12 protein-coding genes are annotated in these 15659 nt (G+C 51.2%); 10 read left to right on the top strand and 2 right to left on the bottom strand.

Annotated features, from left to right (window positions below; genetic code table 11):
• Positions 1–5 precede the first annotated feature (5 nt).
• The 5 genes from nuoL (at position 6) to F7P81_RS09630 (ending at position 7877) form a co-directional block, all read left to right on the top strand.
• Complete coding sequence (nuoL, locus tag F7P81_RS09650) at positions 6–1988, top strand: NADH-quinone oxidoreductase subunit L (protein ID WP_075655566.1); 1983 nt, start codon at positions 6–8, stop codon at positions 1986–1988.
• Positions 1988–3493, top strand: coding sequence for an NADH-quinone oxidoreductase subunit M (locus tag F7P81_RS09645; protein WP_022711732.1), 1506 nt, complete (start codon positions 1988–1990; stop codon positions 3491–3493). Before nuoL ends, F7P81_RS09645 begins: the two co-directional genes overlap by 1 nt.
• A 17-nt stretch (positions 3494–3510) precedes the next feature.
• Complete coding sequence (gene nuoN, locus F7P81_RS09640) at positions 3511–4947, top strand: NADH-quinone oxidoreductase subunit NuoN (protein ID WP_151159306.1); 1437 nt, start codon at positions 3511–3513, stop codon at positions 4945–4947.
• 64 nt (positions 4948–5011) lie between these two features.
• Positions 5012–5791, top strand: a complete 780-nt coding sequence (locus F7P81_RS09635) for a biotin--[acetyl-CoA-carboxylase] ligase (RefSeq protein WP_246176082.1) — start codon at positions 5012–5014, stop codon at positions 5789–5791.
• Between the two features lie 367 nt (positions 5792–6158).
• Complete coding sequence (locus F7P81_RS09630; RefSeq protein WP_075655558.1) at positions 6159–7877, top strand: ribonuclease J; 1719 nt, start codon at positions 6159–6161, stop codon at positions 7875–7877.
• Between the two features lie 55 nt (positions 7878–7932).
• Here F7P81_RS09630 and F7P81_RS09625 read toward each other — a convergent pair whose 3' ends face one another.
• Entirely contained in the window at positions 7933–8742 is an 810-nt protein-coding gene (locus F7P81_RS09625) for a hypothetical protein (protein ID WP_210307597.1), read from the bottom strand.
• Positions 8743–9037: 295 nt separating this feature from the next.
• Between F7P81_RS09625 and F7P81_RS09620 the strand changes: the two genes are divergently transcribed.
• Positions 9038–9304, top strand: coding sequence for a DUF1467 family protein (locus F7P81_RS09620; RefSeq protein ID WP_151159305.1), 267 nt, complete (start codon positions 9038–9040; stop codon positions 9302–9304).
• A gap of 58 nt (positions 9305–9362) precedes the next feature.
• On the opposite strand, the gene F7P81_RS09615 is transcribed toward F7P81_RS09620, so the two are convergent.
• Positions 9363–10064 carry a hypothetical protein gene (locus tag F7P81_RS09615; RefSeq protein WP_151159304.1) on the bottom strand — a complete coding sequence of 234 codons (702 nt, stop codon included), beginning with the start codon at positions 10062–10064 and terminating at the stop codon, positions 9363–9365.
• A gap of 147 nt (positions 10065–10211) precedes the next feature.
• Here F7P81_RS09615 and F7P81_RS09610 point away from each other — a divergent pair, with 147 nt between their 5' ends.
• The 4 genes from F7P81_RS09610 (at position 10212) to F7P81_RS09595 (ending at position 15431) form a co-directional block, all read left to right on the top strand.
• Complete coding sequence (locus F7P81_RS09610; protein ID WP_151159303.1) at positions 10212–11282, top strand: AraC family transcriptional regulator; 1071 nt, start codon at positions 10212–10214, stop codon at positions 11280–11282.
• A 737-nt stretch (positions 11283–12019) separates the two neighbouring features.
• Positions 12020–13348 carry a proline--tRNA ligase gene (gene proS, locus F7P81_RS09605; protein ID WP_022711724.1) on the top strand — a complete coding sequence of 443 codons (1329 nt, stop codon included), beginning with the start codon at positions 12020–12022 and terminating at the stop codon, positions 13346–13348.
• 143 nt (positions 13349–13491) lie between these two features.
• Positions 13492–14718, top strand: a complete 1227-nt coding sequence (locus tag F7P81_RS09600) for a lipoprotein-releasing ABC transporter permease subunit (protein WP_225688404.1) — start codon at positions 13492–13494, stop codon at positions 14716–14718.
• A gap of 8 nt (positions 14719–14726) precedes the next feature.
• The gene (locus tag F7P81_RS09595) at positions 14727–15431 is read left to right on the top strand and encodes an ABC transporter ATP-binding protein (protein ID WP_075655849.1); all 705 of its coding nucleotides are present in this window, start codon (positions 14727–14729) and stop codon (positions 15429–15431) included.
• Positions 15432–15659 lie beyond the last annotated feature (228 nt).

The following is a 15659-nucleotide window of genomic DNA, read 5'->3' as shown; positions in this document are numbered from 1 at the left end:
GGCAGATGCTCTACTACGCGATCGTCTTCCTTCCGCTGCTGGGCTTTCTTATTGCCGGACTTTTCGGCAATAAGATCGGAGCCAAAGCCAGCGAATATATCACTTCCGGCTTCCTCGTGATTGCGGCTGCGCTGTCATGGGTTGCGTTCTTTACTGTTGCAATGGGCTCCTCCGAGCCTGTCCGTGTGCCGGTTCTGCACTGGCTGACTTCCGGTACCCTGTCTTTTGACTGGGCGATCCGTGTGGATACACTGACCGCGATTATGCTTGTTGTTATCAACAGCGTGTCGGCGCTCGTGCATATCTACTCGATCGGCTATATGCATCACGATCCGCACCGTCCGCGTTTCTTTGCCTATCTGTCGCTGTTTACCTTTGCGATGCTGATGCTGGTAACTTCTGACAATCTGGTTCAGATGTTCTTCGGCTGGGAAGGCGTGGGTCTTGCATCCTACCTGCTGATCGGCTTCTGGTATAAGAAACCTTCGGCCAATGCGGCTGCGATGAAAGCTTTTGTGGTCAACCGCGTTGGTGACTTTGGCTTCCTGCTTGGTATTTTCGGTATCTTCGTTCTGTTTGGCGCTGTGGATTATGCCACGATCTTCTCGACAGCCCAGAATTATGCTGCCGGTGAAAATGCATCGCAGGTTGTGCTGAGCTTCCTCGGTTTTGAACTCGATAAGCAAGGCGCTTTGACCGTTGTTGCATTGCTGCTCTTCATGGGCGCGATGGGTAAATCGGCACAGTTCCTGCTGCACACATGGTTGCCTGATGCGATGGAAGGCCCGACACCAGTGTCGGCTCTGATCCACGCGGCGACAATGGTGACCGCAGGTGTGTTCATGGTTGCGCGCATGTCGCCGATCTTTGAACAGTCTGAAACAGCTCTGCTGGTTGTAACCATTATCGGTGCGATCACTGCATTCTTTGCCGCGACCGTTGGTCTGGTACAGAACGACATCAAGCGCGTGATTGCTTATTCGACCTGTTCGCAGCTCGGTTATATGTTCGTGGCACTCGGCGTCGGCGCTTACGGCGCTGCCGTATTCCACCTGTTCACACACGCATTCTTTAAGGCTCTGCTGTTCTTGGGCGCCGGTTCGGTGATCCATGCGGTATCTGATGAGCAGGATATGCGTCGTATGGGTGGTCTGCGTAAGCTGATCCCGACCACTTACTGGATGATGATCATTGGTACTGTGGCGCTGACAGGTCTTGGTATTCCGGGCACTGTTATCGGTACTGCCGGCTTCTTCTCCAAAGATGCGATTATTGAATCTGCATTTGCTTCGCACTCAGCTGCGTCAGGCTTTGCCTTCACGCTGCTGGTGATCGCTGCTGCATTCACATCTTTCTACTCATGGCGTCTGATTTTCATGACTTTCCACGGTAAGCCACGCGCCACCGCTGAAGTTATGCATCACGTTCATGATTCACCTCCGGTGATGCTGGTTCCGCTGTTCGTTCTCGCAGTTGGTGCACTTTTCGCAGGCTTCTTCTTCGTTGGTTACTTCTTCGGCGATCATTATGATGCCTTCTGGAAGGGCGCTTTGTTCACCGGTGCGGATAACCACATTCTGCATGACTTCCACGGTGTGCCGACCTGGGTTAAATTCTCGCCGTTCATTGCAATGGTGCTGGGTTTCATCTTTGCATGGGCTTTCTATATCCGCTCGCCGGAAACACCGAAGGCAATTGCAGCCCGTCATCCTGGTCTGTACCAGTTCCTGCTGAACAAATGGTACTTCGACGAACTCTATGATTTCCTGTTCGTTCGCCCGAGCATGGCTCTTGGCCGCTTCCTCTGGAAAACCGGCGATACCAAGATCATTGACGGCATGGGTCCGAATGGTGTGGCGGCTCGTGTAGTCGGCATTACCAACCGCGTTGTTAAGCTGCAGAGCGGTTACCTTTATCACTACGCATTCGCGATGCTTATCGGTGTCGCCGCGCTCGTCACCTGGATGATGATCGGGAGCTCTTTCTGATGACCGACTGGCCAATTCTCTCAACGGTCACGTTTCTGCCGCTCGTAGGTGCGTTCTTGATCCTCTTGATCAAGGACGACAGCGAGGCAGCGCGCCGCAATATCCGTAATGTTGCATTTCTGACCACAATCTTTGTGTTTGCATTGTCTCTGGTGATCTGGGCAGGCTTTGATAATTCAAATGCCGGTTTCCAGATGGTTGAGAAACATGCATGGTTCGGTGAAGGCATCAGCTATCACATGGGCGTGGACGGTATTTCCATGCTGTTTGTGGTGCTGACCGCATTCCTGATGCCGTTCTGTATTCTGGCGAGCTGGAAGTCCGTGGACTTCCGCGTCAAGGAATATATGGTTGCGTTTCTGATCCTTGAAACGCTCGTTATCGGTGTGTTCTGCGCACTGGATATGTTCCTGTTCTACGTGTTCTTTGAAGCAAGCCTTATTCCGATGTTCATTATCATCGGTGTGTGGGGTGGTCAGCGCCGCGTTTACGCCAGCCTGAAATTCTTCCTCTATACGCTGCTGGGCTCGGTGCTGATGCTCATTGCTATGATGGCAATGTATTTCACCGCCGGTACAATGGATATTCCGACCCTTCTGGCTTACGACTTCCCTGCATCAATGCAGACATGGTTGTGGCTGGCCTTCTTCGCTTCTTTCGCGGTGAAGATGCCGATGTGGCCGGTTCATACATGGTTGCCTGATGCGCACGTTGAAGCACCGACAGCCGGTTCGGTTATTCTGGCCGGTATCCTGCTGAAACTCGGTGGCTACGGCTTCCTGCGTTTCTCGCTGCCGATGTTCCCGCTGGCTTCCGCAGACTTTGCACCATTCGTATTCTGGCTCTCGGTTATCGCCATTGTTTACACCTCTCTGGTGGCTCTGGTTCAGACCGATATCAAAAAGCTGATCGCCTATTCGTCCGTTGCCCATATGGGTTATGTGACCATGGGTATCTTTGCTGCCAATGCACAGGGTGTGCAGGGTGCATTGTTCCAGATGCTGTCGCACGGTATCATTTCCGGCGGTCTGTTCCTTTGCGTTGGCGTGGTTTACGACCGTATGCATACACGTGATATCTCGGCCTATGGTGGTCTGGTCAACAACATGCCGAAATATGCGGTTGTGTTCCTGATCCTCACCATGGCCAATGTTGGTCTGCCAGGGACTTCCGGCTTTATCGGTGAATTCCTGACACTGTTCGGTGTATTCCAGGCCAATACATGGATTGCTGTGATTGCAACAACCGGTGTTATCCTGTCGGCTGCCTATGCGCTCTACCTCTATCGCCGCGTCATTTTCGGTGCGCTTGATAAGGAAAGCCTGAAAGCGCTGCTGGATCTGTCTCCGCGTGAGAAAGCAATCCTGTATCCGCTCGTCATTCTGACGATCTTCTTCGGTGTCTATCCGGTTCCGGTCTTTGATGCGACTGCGAGTGCCGTTGACGCTCTGGTCACCAACTACAATGCGGCTGTGGCAAGTGTTGCCATGCCTGTTGCAAATTAAGACGAAGGCATCGAGCGATGTACACCGATCTGATTGCCCACCTTACTCTCGCTGCACCGGAGGTGCTGCTCGCAGTTGGCGCCCTGGTGCTGCTGATGGTGGGTGTATTTTCCGGCGATCGTGCCAACACCATTGTTACGGGTCTTTCTGTAGCATTGCTGCTTGGTGCGCTCGCACTCGTGCTGGTTTTCCCTGCTGATGGCGCTGCTTTCGGCTCGGCATTTATCAGCGACAGCTTCACCCGTTTCATGAAAGTGCTGACGCTGATCGGTTCGGTCGTCACGCTGATCATGTCGGTCGGCTTTGCCAAAGACCAGAAATTCAACAAGTTTGAATTTCCGGTTCTGGTTGTGCTGTCGACTGTCGGTATGTTGTTGATGGTATCCGCCAACAATATGCTGGCTCTCTATCTCGGCCTTGAAATGTCGTCGCTGGCGCTCTATGTGCTGGCCGCTTTCAACCGCGACAGCGTGCGTTCCACAGAAGCCGGTCTGAAATATTTCGTTCTCGGCGCTCTGTCTTCGGGTATGCTGCTTTACGGTATTTCTCTGGTCTATGGTTACACCGGCACAATCAACTTTGCTGATATTGCTGCTGCTGTTACCGGTGGCGAGCGTCAGCTGGGTCTGGTTTTTGGTCTGGTCTTCATCATGGCCGGTCTGGCATTCAAAATTTCCGCTGTTCCGTTCCATATGTGGACACCGGATGTTTATGAAGGTGCGCCAACCCCTGTAACCGCTTTCTTTGCTGCGGCTCCGAAAATGGCTGCTATTGCATTGCTGGTACGCGTGACCATGGGTGCCTTTGCACCGCTGACCGCTGACTGGCAGCAGATCATCGTCTTCGTGGCTCTGGCCTCGATGATCCTCGGTGCTTTCGCGGCGATCGGTCAGAAGAACATCAAACGCCTGATGGCCTATTCGTCCATCAGCCATGTTGGTTATGCTCTGGTTGGTCTTGCTGCCGGTACTGTAGACGGTGTGCGCGGCGTTGCTATTTACATGCTGATCTATCTGGTGATGACACTGGGTACATTCGCATTCATTCTGGCAATGCGTAACAAGAGCGGCACTGTTGAAGAGATCAATGATCTGGCCGGTCTGTCCCGCACCAATCCGGTGATGGCGACAATCATGACCATCTTCATGTTCTCGCTTGCAGGTATTCCTCCGCTGGCCGGTTTCTTCGGTAAGTGGTACACATTCCTTGCAGCAGTTCAGGCTGGTCTGGTGCCGCTGGCGGTTATCGGTATCGTGGCTTCCGTTGTTGGTGCCTTCTACTATCTGCGCGTTATCAAAATCATGTGGTTTGATGAGCCTGCAGGCGGTCTTGAAGCACCTGCCGGTGAGCTGAAACTGGTGATGGGCGTATCCGCAGCTTTCGTTCTGCTCTATGCGCTGATCGCTTCGCCGATCATGATCTGGGCGACAAATGCTGCCAAAGCATTTTTCTGATGCGATCTGAATAAGCATGTTATAAACGCCCGGTTTATGCCGGGCGTTTCTTTTTGTAAGGTGCATGATGAGTTTTGTTCTGAGTGAAAAAACAATTGCTGCCGGTTACGGGCTAAAGGAATTCGAATATATCGGTTCAACCAATGCCGAAGCTTTGACAGAAGCACAGACAGGGGCGGAAAGTGCTGTCTGGTATGTGACCAAGGATCAGCGCTCCGGCCGTGGTCGTCGTGGTCGTGAATGGTCAACACAGACCGGTAATCTCGCTGCAACCTTGCTGCTTATTCATGATTATCCGTTGGAACTGGCTGCCACACTGAGCTTCGTCGCCGGTCTTTCACTGGTTGAAGCCGTTGAGCAATTGCTGCCGGAGACAGAGACACGGTTTCAGCTGAAATGGCCGAATGATGTGCTGGCTGATGGTGCGAAACTGTCGGGTATCCTGCTGGAATCTGCTTTGCTGAAAGACGGGCGCAAGGCTCTGGTTATCGGTATTGGTGTGAATGTGCTGCATATTCCGGAAGGCGTGCCCTATGTGGTGAGCAGTCTGAAAGCCAATGGCTATACACAGGGTGCAGAACAGCTTTTGCAGGCGCTGGCAGAGCGCTTTGCTGTGAACTTTGCTTTGTGGAATAACGGTCAGGGACTGGAAACTATCCGCACCCATTGGCTGCGCCATGCGGCAAGGCTGGGTGAAGTCATTCGGGTGCAAAGTGGCGGCGAGACATTGGAAGGTATCTTCTCCTCGATCGATCCACAGGGACATCTGGTTCTGAGCCTGCCACAGGGACGTAAACAGACGATCTCAGCGGGTGAGGTTTTCTTTGGTGCTGAAACACGCTAAAGCATCCTGTAATGAAGTGCAGGCCGTGAACTGATAAAAGGCCGGTATTGCTATAATTGTTAAGTTGAAGTGCAAAACTTCAGTTTTCTTTTTGTAAGTTGAGAATTTTTGAGAACTATTCTTGCTTCAAATCACTTTAGCGGTCATGAAATTAGAGCGCTTCCAGTTATGACTGAATCGTTGGAACCGCTCTAATTCTTTGTTTTACGCATTATCCGGCGCAAAACCGGTACCCACTTTTGCTGGAAATGCTTTAATATGTTGAATTTGCATTGTCATGTCACTGCGCATCCGGCTCTGTCTTTAAAAGAGCATGGAAAACGCCACATGATAATGTGTCGGAAGTAATATTTATTGAGGAGGGGGAATGCCCCAGTCCCGTTTGGATGATGTGCAAAACGATAGTGCTGTGAATGGCAAAGCGGAACTGGTGTTCCTGCCATTGGGCGGCGTAGGCGAAATCGGTATGAACCTCGCAATGTATGGCTACGGGCCGGAGCATGCGCGTGAATGGATCATTATCGATATGGGCGTGAGTTTTGCAGGTCCTGAATTGCCGGGGGCTGACCTGATCCTGCCGGATATCCGCTATCTGGAAGCCGAGCGTAATAATATCCGCGGCATTATCATTACCCACGCGCACGAAGATCATTATGGCTCGCTGCTGGATCTCTGGCCGCGTCTGCGCCTGCCGGTTTATGCGACCCCGTTTACCGCCGGATTGCTCGAAGCCAAACGTCAGGCTGAATATAATGCGCCTGAAATTCCGGTAACTGTGTTCCGCGCCGGTGAAAGTTTTGAGGTAGGCAGCTTCAAGATTGAAGCGCTGGCCGTTACGCACTCCATTCCTGAGCCGGTATCGCTGGCGATTACCACGCCGCTTGGTCGCGTGATCCATACGGGTGACTGGAAGATCGATCCGGAGCCGTCGCTCGGCCCTGTGCTCGACGAAACCCGTTTTGAACAGCTGGGTAATGAAGGTGTGCTGGCACTGGTCTGCGACAGTACCAATGCGATGCGCGAGGGTGAATCGCCGTCCGAGCGTCAGGTATCGGAAAGCCTGCGTGAGCTGATTGAAAATGCCAAAGGTCGTGTGGCAATCACCACATTCTCTTCCAATGTCGGCCGTATTCGCTCGATTGCCGAAGCTGCACGTGATGCCGGTCGTCAGGTGCTGGTGGTTGGCCGTTCGATGAAGCGCTGTATCTCGGTGGCTACCGAACTCGGCTATATGGAAGGTCTGCCGGAATTCCTTTCCGAGGAAGACTATGGTTATGTCCCGCGTGAAAATGTGGTGATGGTACTGACCGGTAGTCAGGGTGAACCACGCGCTGCGCTTGCCAAACTGGCACGCGATGAAATGCGCTCACTGGCACTGACCGCCGGTGATACGGTGATTTTCTCGTCCCGTACTATTCCGGGTAATGAAAAATCGATCATTGAAATCAAAAACATGCTGATCGAGCAGGGCATCAAGATCATTTCGGATGATGATGCGCTTGTGCATGTTTCCGGCCATCCGCGCCGTAATGAGCTGAAGCGCATGTATGCGTGGGTACGCCCGCAAATTCTGGTGCCGGTGCATGGTGAAGCCGCGCATCTGGTTGCACAGGGCACATTGGGCATACAGGCTGGTATTCCGGATGTGGCACAGGTGCGTAACGGTGATGTGCTGCGTTTGGCTCCGGGGCCAGCGAAGATTATTGATGAAGCGCCTTATGGTCGTATTTATAAAGATGGTCGCCTGATTGGTGATGAAGATGAAATGGGCATCACCGAGCGCCGCAAGCTGGCCTATGTCGGCCATGTGGCAGTGTCCATTCTTCTCGATAACCAGCATAAAATCTATGATGAGCCAGAGGTTGTAGCCTTTGGTTTGCCGGAAGAAGACAGTCAGCGCAATCTGATTGAAGACCTGCTTTATGATGCAGTCGTTAGCGCTGTAGACAGTATTCCGCGTGCGCGTCGCAAGGATATCGAGCTGGTGCGTGAAGCCGCGCGGCGTGCAGTGCGTGCTGCGGCCAATGATGTCTGGGGCAAAAAGCCGGTGACCACAGTTTTTGTCACCCGTATTCCGGAAGCCTGATCGTTTCTGTTCAGCATAAATATTTCGCCGCCGGTGAGCCATTCACCGGCGGTTTTTATTTGGGAAACAGGAATGTCGCTGTAAAACGAGCGCCCCAGTCAGGACCGTTATCCGGCTTGCTGGCGAAATATTGGCCGGTAACACCAAGGCTGACATGCTGCTTACCGAAAGTGAAGACTTTGGAAATGCCGAGATCAACCGGTATTGTCCATTGCTCATTCGTCCAGTCATAGGTCATTTCGCTGTTGAGCGATAAGCCGACCGTATTGGGAAAAGTATAGCTGATAAAAGGCTGGATCAGTGTGGCACTGACATTCTGCCGGTCGCTCTCACCGGCAAAGGACCAGATATGATTGGTCAGCATGCCCATCGTCCAGCCGTGCATTTGTTTGAGCGCGACAGCTGTCGGGCCTGCGCCCCATTTTTGGTTGCCAAGCATGGCATTGGTGGCGGTCGGCCACAGAAAGGCCGACCCCACACCCCAGATGATGCCATCTGTTTTCTGAACCGGAGACAGGAAAAAACTCTGTACCGTATCACCAAGCCCGAATTTCGCTCCGATATCCGGCGCAGGGGAGCTTTGATGAATGATTGGCACAATGGTGCGCACGATCAAATTCCAGTCGGCATTGAGGGAAAAGGGAATAACCGGCTGAATATTGGTGGTAAAACGACCGGCATTATTTGCGCCGGTACAACAGGTATATGTGTTTTGAATAGGTACGCTTATAAGACTGGAAACCGGATTGGCCAGTTTCTTTGCCAGTTGTTGTGCGTCGGATTCTTGCGCTTGGGCAGCAGGAATGAAACTGACAATGCTGCATAATATGAATGTTATAATGTAGGGAAATATATTGCGTATCATCGGCTAATGACCTGATATTATTCGAAATAATAAGCAGGTTAAGCGCATTGCCTGAAATTTGAAGCTGGCATTTTTATGCGTATCATTGTGAGAAACTGCGTGATGCTGGAGCGTATCCCGAAAAGTGCATAGCGGTTTGCGGATAAGATACGCGTAAAAACAAAAAGACAGAGCATTTCCCATGTTTCAAGAGCAACTGAAATGCTCTGTCTCTTGCCCGTGTTCTTTCGCTGCTCTATGCTGCGGTCAATAATGATGCATAATCCTTTAAGAGAATTATGCGGGGAGGAAACATATGTCTGTTATGTCCGGAATGGCGATCTATTTTATCATCTGGTGGACAAGTCTGTTTGCCATGCTGCCTTTCGGTCTGCGTACACAGGCAGAAGAGAATAATATTGTGCGCGGCACAGTCGCGAGCGCACCGGCGCGCCCGCGGATCTGGCTGGCTTTTCTGCGTACGACCATCCTTGCGACAGGGATTTTCGGCCTGTTCTGGTTTGTGACGCAGAAACTCGGTTTCGGTCTGGATGATATTCCGCACTTCTTCCCTGAACTGTGAATCTCATTCTGAAATATTTGCCATAAGGCACTGTAATTATAGCGCTATTCGATAATTATTATCGGATTTCTGTGCGCGCATAATCACCTGAAATCACGATTTCCGGCTTTGCTCCCTGTGTATTCGGCAGCTTGGCATCGAGCAGGGAGGCTTTGGCATGAATACGATAGCTGACTGCAGTGCCTTTCGGAAACTGCAGGCTTGTATCCAGCGCACGGCCTGCAATATCAATCTGTTGCGGTTCTGTTGTGCCATCAAATTGCAGTCTTGTGCGAAAAGCATCGCCGCGAATTCTGACAGAGGTGGCAGAGCCTTGCAGGCTGATATCTGCGGCGCGGGTCTCTATATTCAGATCGGCAAATTGTCCCTGTAAGTCCCCTTTGAAAGCAGGCTGATTAATCGTCACGCCTGCATTGCGCGGCAGATTGATTTGCAGATAAGTGCTGCATTCGGACAGGTCATACCAGCCGCTGTTTTGCGCTTTAATCAGCAATGTCTGGCCGCTGACAATCATCTCGCCTTTGGATTTACAGTCATTATAGAACCAGCCGGAAAGCCAGCCCGATGGCTTGGCACTCATGACAGCCAGTTGTTTCTGATCGTCTTTCGCGATCAAGCGGATAAGGCTGGCATCACCGCTGATCGTTACGCTCTTTATGCCGTCGGTTGCCACGGATTTTTCCGATGTACTTGTTCCATTGCTGCAACCGCTGAGCGTGAGAATGGCTGAAAGTAAAATTGAGAGAAGCATGTAGTCCATTATTTTGATCCTGACTGCGTTGATAATGCAGGGATCATTTGCCGGGCTGTGTATTTCTGCGACCTGAAACAGGATCAAGGTCGACGCATAACGCGTTTTGCTTCATGTTCCTGATCGCAAGATAAGACATGACCGAGATATTTGCCGATGATTTTTATTCCGTTGCCATTTGTGCTGACAATATTGCTGGTGATTATACTGATGCAGCTGTTGCGTAATCGCGAGGCGGGAAGTCGTGCGGATATGTTTTTCATCGCGCTGATCGGCACCTATATGCTGCAATCGGTTCTGCTCGGCTTGCGCTGGGGCTATGACATTCTTGCTGTTCTGCCCGTGCAGATTTTACTGGCGTCGATAATTGCCGGATTGTCATATTTAAGTTTTCGCAGTCTCACGGTGCAGAATAGTGATGATGCTTTGCGGGCGCATAAAATCTGGCCGCATTTGCTGCCGGTATTGGCGGTGTTTGTGTTGCTGCTTATACGCCGTGATCTGGCGGCGCTGGCAATTATCGTGATATTTTTGGCCTATGGTCTGGCTCTGCTGCGCCTGAGTTTTGCGGGGCCGGATGTGCTGATTGCTGCGCGGTTGGACGGGGTCATGCGTTCCTATCGGGCGATGCAGATAACTGCCGCTATGCTGATCGGCTCTGTGATCGTTGATATACTGATTAATTTCGATTTTCTCTGGAATAGCGGCCGCTATTCCCCCTCGATCATTCTGGTCACCAATATTCTGTCGCTGCTGGTATTGGGCGCGGCGGCCGGTGTGGCACTGAATAATCGCACAAATGCTGATGAAGATGAGCGGGATGAGGGGAAGGCACCTGCGCTTGTATCTGAGACTGCGCTGACAACAGATGAGCATCTGGCCATTGTGACTGAGCTGGATGCGCTGATGCGGGATAAACAGCTTTATAAGGATATGGAGCTCAACCTGAAGCGCATTGCTCACCGGCTTCGCAAACCACCACGCCATGTCTCTGAGGCGGTTAACCGGTGTCGCGGGATCAGCGTATCGGTTTATGTGAATAATTTTCGTGTCGAAGAAGCGTGTCGTCTGTTGCAGGAGACGGATGAGCCGGTGACGCAAATCACATTTGCCAGCGGTTTTCTCACCAAATCGAATTTCAATCGCGAATTTTTACGGGTGACGGGGATTGCACCTAAAACATATCGTAATCAAATAATTATGTCCGGCACCAGCATCACTGAATAGCACGGCTTTGTATGACATGAGTTTTGAGGAGAACTGCTTTATTATCGTGATGAAGCAAAACCGGAGTTTATAATCACACTATATTTGTATTATTAAGATGTAAAAAAAAGCAAGGCGTTAGCCTTGCTGATAAAATACGCGTCCAACTCGTTTCCTTGTTACAGGCGGCTGCGAAATACCGCGCCTGAGTTGCATCCTCCCAAGACTTTGACCGCGTGAGAGAGTAGTTAAGCCTGCTCTCTGTTGTCGTTGCTTGGAAAATAGAATGAGAAATATCAGTTGTCACGCGTTTTTTTAAGCGGGGACACAAAAATGCCATAAGAATTGAAGCCGAAAAGCAAATTTCAATGTTTTTAATTCGATTTAAAATGAAATTTTCATAAGAATTGCAGTTTTTAGAGTGATTTTTGGATGAAAATCAAAAATGTAAAAAAATTGTCACAAATAAATAAAACTGAAGCTGAACCTGTCTTTTGCCGTTCAGGCAGCGGGAAATACTGTAAAGCTCACATTATTTTTATCCCGATCTCCTGAAATATAAGGAATCATCGGGCGCTGCCATAATTTGGCAGGCTTTATCCGTCAGGTCTGCATGCCTTCGTGACTGAAGATTTGCTGGCTCCGCTCTGCGTGAGACGGGTTTTCATTGCCATGATAAGTGGTTAATAAACACGAGAGATTTTATGTGTTTTTTCCTGATTCTAACGGGATCGGGAGCAATTTCCGGTGGTTCCTCCATGCGTATGTCGCGATTCTTTTTGCCGATCCTGAAAGAAAATCCAAAAGAGGCAGAAATTGTCTCCCATCGTCTGATGCTGCGTGCGGGGATGATCCGCCAGCAGTCAGCCGGTATTTACACATGGCTGCCGCTGGGTCTGAAGGTTCTGAACAAGGTCAATACGATCATTCGTGAAGAGCAGAACCGCGCAGGCGGTAATGAAATTCTGATGCCGACAATCCAGTCCGCTGATCTGTGGCGCGAAAGCGGCCGCTATGATGCTTACGGTAAGGAAATGCTGCGCATTAAAGACCGCTCCGAGCGTGAAATGCTGTTCGGCCCGACCAATGAAGAAATGGTCACCGATATTTTCCGCTCCTATGTGCGTTCATATAAAGACCTGCCGCTGAACCTTTATCACATTCAGTGGAAATTCCGCGACGAAGTGCGTCCGCGTTTCGGTGTGATGCGTTCGCGCGAATTCCTGATGAAAGATGCTTATTCTTTCGACCTGAATTACGAAGGCGCGAAAGCCGCTTACTACCGCATGTTCGTTTCTTATCTGCGCACATTCTCCCGTATTGGTGTGCAGGTTGTACCAATGCGTGCTGATACCGGCCCGATCGGCGGCGATCTGTCCCATGAATTTATTATTCTGGCGGATACCGGTGAAAGTCAGGTTTTCTGTGACCGCGCTTATCTCGATCTGAAAGTGCCGGGTGCGGATATCGACTTCTTTGATGATGCTGCAATGGCATCTATCGTTGACCAGTGGACAACGCCTTACGCTGCGACTGAAGAAATGCACGATGAAGCCGCATGGGCAAAAGTCGATGCAGGTAATCAGGTTGCTGCACGCGGTATTGAAGTTGGTCACATCTTCCATTTCGGCACCAAATATTCCGAGCCAATGGGCGCGAAAGTGCAGGGACCGGACGGCAAAGAACATCTGGTTTCCATGGGGTCTTACGGCATCGGCCCTTCACGCGTGGTTGCTGCAACGATTGAAGCATCCCATGACGAAAACGGTATCATCTGGCCGAAAGCCATTGCGCCGTTTGGTGCAGGTATCGTCAATATGAAGCCGGGCGATGCGGCTTGTGATGCAGTCTCTGAAAAACTCTATGAAGCCCTGACCAATGCCGGTCTCGATCCTCTGCTTGATGACAGCGACGACCGTCCGGGTTCGAAATTCGCAACCATGGATCTGATTGGCGTGCCGGTACAGATCATTGCCGGCCCGCGCAGCGTTGCCAATGGCGAAGTTGAAGTCAAAGATCGTAAAACCGGTGAACGTCAGACTATGACTGTTGAGGCCGCAATCAATCTTCTGACTGCGGGGCAGTAATGTTCAAAAAGCCTGCGACAGGTGGAAATCAAGGCAACGGGGGAGCGCAATTGCTCGATAAATTGCCAAAGAAACAACAGGAAAAGAAACCGGCAGCTCAGGCACAGCGTCAGGGCACCGGACCATTCTCCTCACTGGAACGTATGATTGCATGGCGCTATCTGCGTTCCCGCCGTCGCGAGGCTTTTATTTCTGTGATTGCCGGTTTTTCATTCACCGGCATCATGCTCGGCGTGGCCACACTCATCATCGTTATGGCGGTGATGAACGGCTTCCGCACGGAATTGCTCAACCGTATTCTCGGTATCAACGGCCACCTGATTGTTGCGCCGATCGACAGCCCGTTGGAAGATTACGATCATCTGGTGAAGCGTATGGATGCGCTGCAAGGCGTGAAATTCGCTATTCCGGTTGTTGAGGGGCAGGCTCTGGTGCAGGGCAGTATCGGTGCCGGCACCGGTGCGCTGGTTCGTGGCTTGCGCGAGCAGGATGTGAATAAACTTGAACTGATCGCCAAGAATGTGAAATCCGGTACTTTCGCGAGCTTTGACACGTCTGACGGTGTGGCCATTGGTACCCGTATGGCGCAGAATCTTGGTCTGGGCGTGGGCGATGATCTGAAAATCATTTCGCCGGATGGTGACGTAACGCCGTTTGGTGTGAATGCCCGTACCAAAGCCTATCCGATCAAGGCCATCTTCGAGATCGGCATGTCGGAATATGATGCGTCTATTGTGCTGATGCCTTTGGGCGAGGCACAATTGTTCTTCAATCAGGAAGATCGTGTCCAGTCGATTGAGGTCTTTGCCGATAATCCGGACAAGGTTGATGATCTGCGTGCCGGTGTTGAAGAGGCGGCAGAGCGCCCTGTGATGCTGACAGACTGGCGCCAGCGCAATGCCACATTCTTCTCAGCCTTACAGGTTGAGCGTAACGTGATGTTCATGATCCTCACGCTGATCGTTCTTGTCGCGGCACTCAATATTATTTCCGGTCTGATCATGCTGGTGAAAGATAAGGGGCGTGACATCGCGATCCTGCGCACAATGGGCGCAACCCGCGGTGCAATCATGCGTATTTTCCTGATGACCGGTGCGGCGATCGGTGTCACTGGAACGCTGGCAGGCGTGGTGCTCGGCGTTGTGGTGTGCCTCAATGTGGAGCGTATCCGTGCGTTCTTCTCATGGTTGTCGGGCACAACTTTGTTTAATCCGGAGCTTTATTTCCTGAGTCAGCTTCCTGCTGAAATGAATCTCAGTGAAACGCTTTCTGTTATTGGTATGGCGCTGTTCTTGTCATTTATTGCAACGATTTTTCCGGCTTGGCGTGCGGCCAAACTCGATCCTGTTGAAGCGCTGAGGTACGAATAATGGCTGCTATGTCCGGAGAGCCGATCCTTCAGCTGAAAAATGTCTGCCGCAGCTATCATGAAGCAGACCGTGAGCTGACTATTCTTAAAGACGCGAATTTCACGCTGATGCGCGGTGAAATGGTGGCGCTGGTTGCACCATCCGGTGCCGGTAAATCCACCTTGCTGCATACGGCAGGACTGCTGGAAAAGCCGGATTCCGGTGATGTAATATTAGGCAAAACCTCCTGCGCACAGCTGGATGACGATGAACGTACAGCCATGCGACGCAATGATCTGGGCTTTGTCTATCAGTTCCATCATCTGCTGCCGGAATTTACCGCGCTTGAAAATGTGATGGTGCCGCAAATGTTGCGTGGCCTGTCATCCAAAGTTGCATCACAGCGTGCGCAGAACTTGCTGGATTATATGCGTATCGGGCCCCGCTCTTCGCACCGCCCGTCGGAGTTGTCCGGTGGTGAACAGCAGCGTGTGGCCATTGCCCGTGCAGTTGCTAATGCACCGCTGGTGCTGTTTGCGGATGAACCGACAGGCAATCTCGATCCGTCAACATCATCCTATGTGTTTCAGGCACTGGAGGCGCTGGTGCGTCAGTCCGGCCTGTCTGCGCTGATCGCAACGCATAATCATGATCTGGCACGACGGATGGATCGTTGCGTTACATTGAAAGACGGCAAGATCGTTGATCTCGATTTGAGAAAACCTGCCGCCTGATTGCAAGACAAGCTGAATTATTGAATGCCGTATGCTGAAATATGCATGCGGCATTTTTATTTGTTCTGTAGATACGGAAAAAAGAGCTGCGGCTTAAATAGCTGAAACTACACTCAAAAATAAAACAGACGCTGTCTACATAACCAGGCGGCAAATCAGCGGTTCATATTTCACTAACTATAGATGTTCTTACGTGAACAAAGAGGGGTTGACTGCGGAACAATAATG

Origin of the sequence: Pseudochrobactrum saccharolyticum, from assembly GCF_008801715.1 — a bacterium.
Taxonomy (GTDB): domain Bacteria; phylum Pseudomonadota; class Alphaproteobacteria; order Rhizobiales; family Rhizobiaceae; genus Pseudochrobactrum; species Pseudochrobactrum saccharolyticum.
This window is presented reverse-complemented; position numbering and strand designations above follow the sequence as displayed.

What these genes read in the sequence shown, in the direction of transcription:
- nuoL (WP_075655566.1), top strand. Translation starts at nt 6, where the DNA reads ATGCTCTACTACGCGATCGTCTTCCTTCCGCTGCTGGGCTTTCTTATT.
- F7P81_RS09645 (WP_022711732.1), top strand. Translation starts at nt 1,988, where the DNA reads ATGACCGACTGGCCAATTCTCTCAACGGTCACGTTTCTGCCGCTCGTA.
- nuoN (WP_151159306.1), top strand. Translation starts at nt 3,511, where the DNA reads ATGTACACCGATCTGATTGCCCACCTTACTCTCGCTGCACCGGAGGTG.
- F7P81_RS09635 (WP_246176082.1), top strand. Translation starts at nt 5,012, where the DNA reads ATGATGAGTTTTGTTCTGAGTGAAAAAACAATTGCTGCCGGTTACGGG.
- F7P81_RS09630 (WP_075655558.1), top strand. Translation starts at nt 6,159, where the DNA reads ATGCCCCAGTCCCGTTTGGATGATGTGCAAAACGATAGTGCTGTGAAT.
- F7P81_RS09625 (WP_210307597.1), bottom strand. Translation starts at nt 8,742, where the DNA reads ATGATACGCAATATATTTCCCTACATTATAACATTCATATTATGCAGC.
- F7P81_RS09620 (WP_151159305.1), top strand. Translation starts at nt 9,038, where the DNA reads ATGTCTGTTATGTCCGGAATGGCGATCTATTTTATCATCTGGTGGACA.
- F7P81_RS09615 (WP_151159304.1), bottom strand. Translation starts at nt 10,064, where the DNA reads ATGGACTACATGCTTCTCTCAATTTTACTTTCAGCCATTCTCACGCTC.
- F7P81_RS09610 (WP_151159303.1), top strand. Translation starts at nt 10,212, where the DNA reads ATGATTTTTATTCCGTTGCCATTTGTGCTGACAATATTGCTGGTGATT.
- proS (WP_022711724.1), top strand. Translation starts at nt 12,020, where the DNA reads ATGCGTATGTCGCGATTCTTTTTGCCGATCCTGAAAGAAAATCCAAAA.
- F7P81_RS09600 (WP_225688404.1), top strand. Translation starts at nt 13,492, where the DNA reads ATGATTGCATGGCGCTATCTGCGTTCCCGCCGTCGCGAGGCTTTTATT.
- F7P81_RS09595 (WP_075655849.1), top strand. Translation starts at nt 14,727, where the DNA reads ATGTCCGGAGAGCCGATCCTTCAGCTGAAAAATGTCTGCCGCAGCTAT.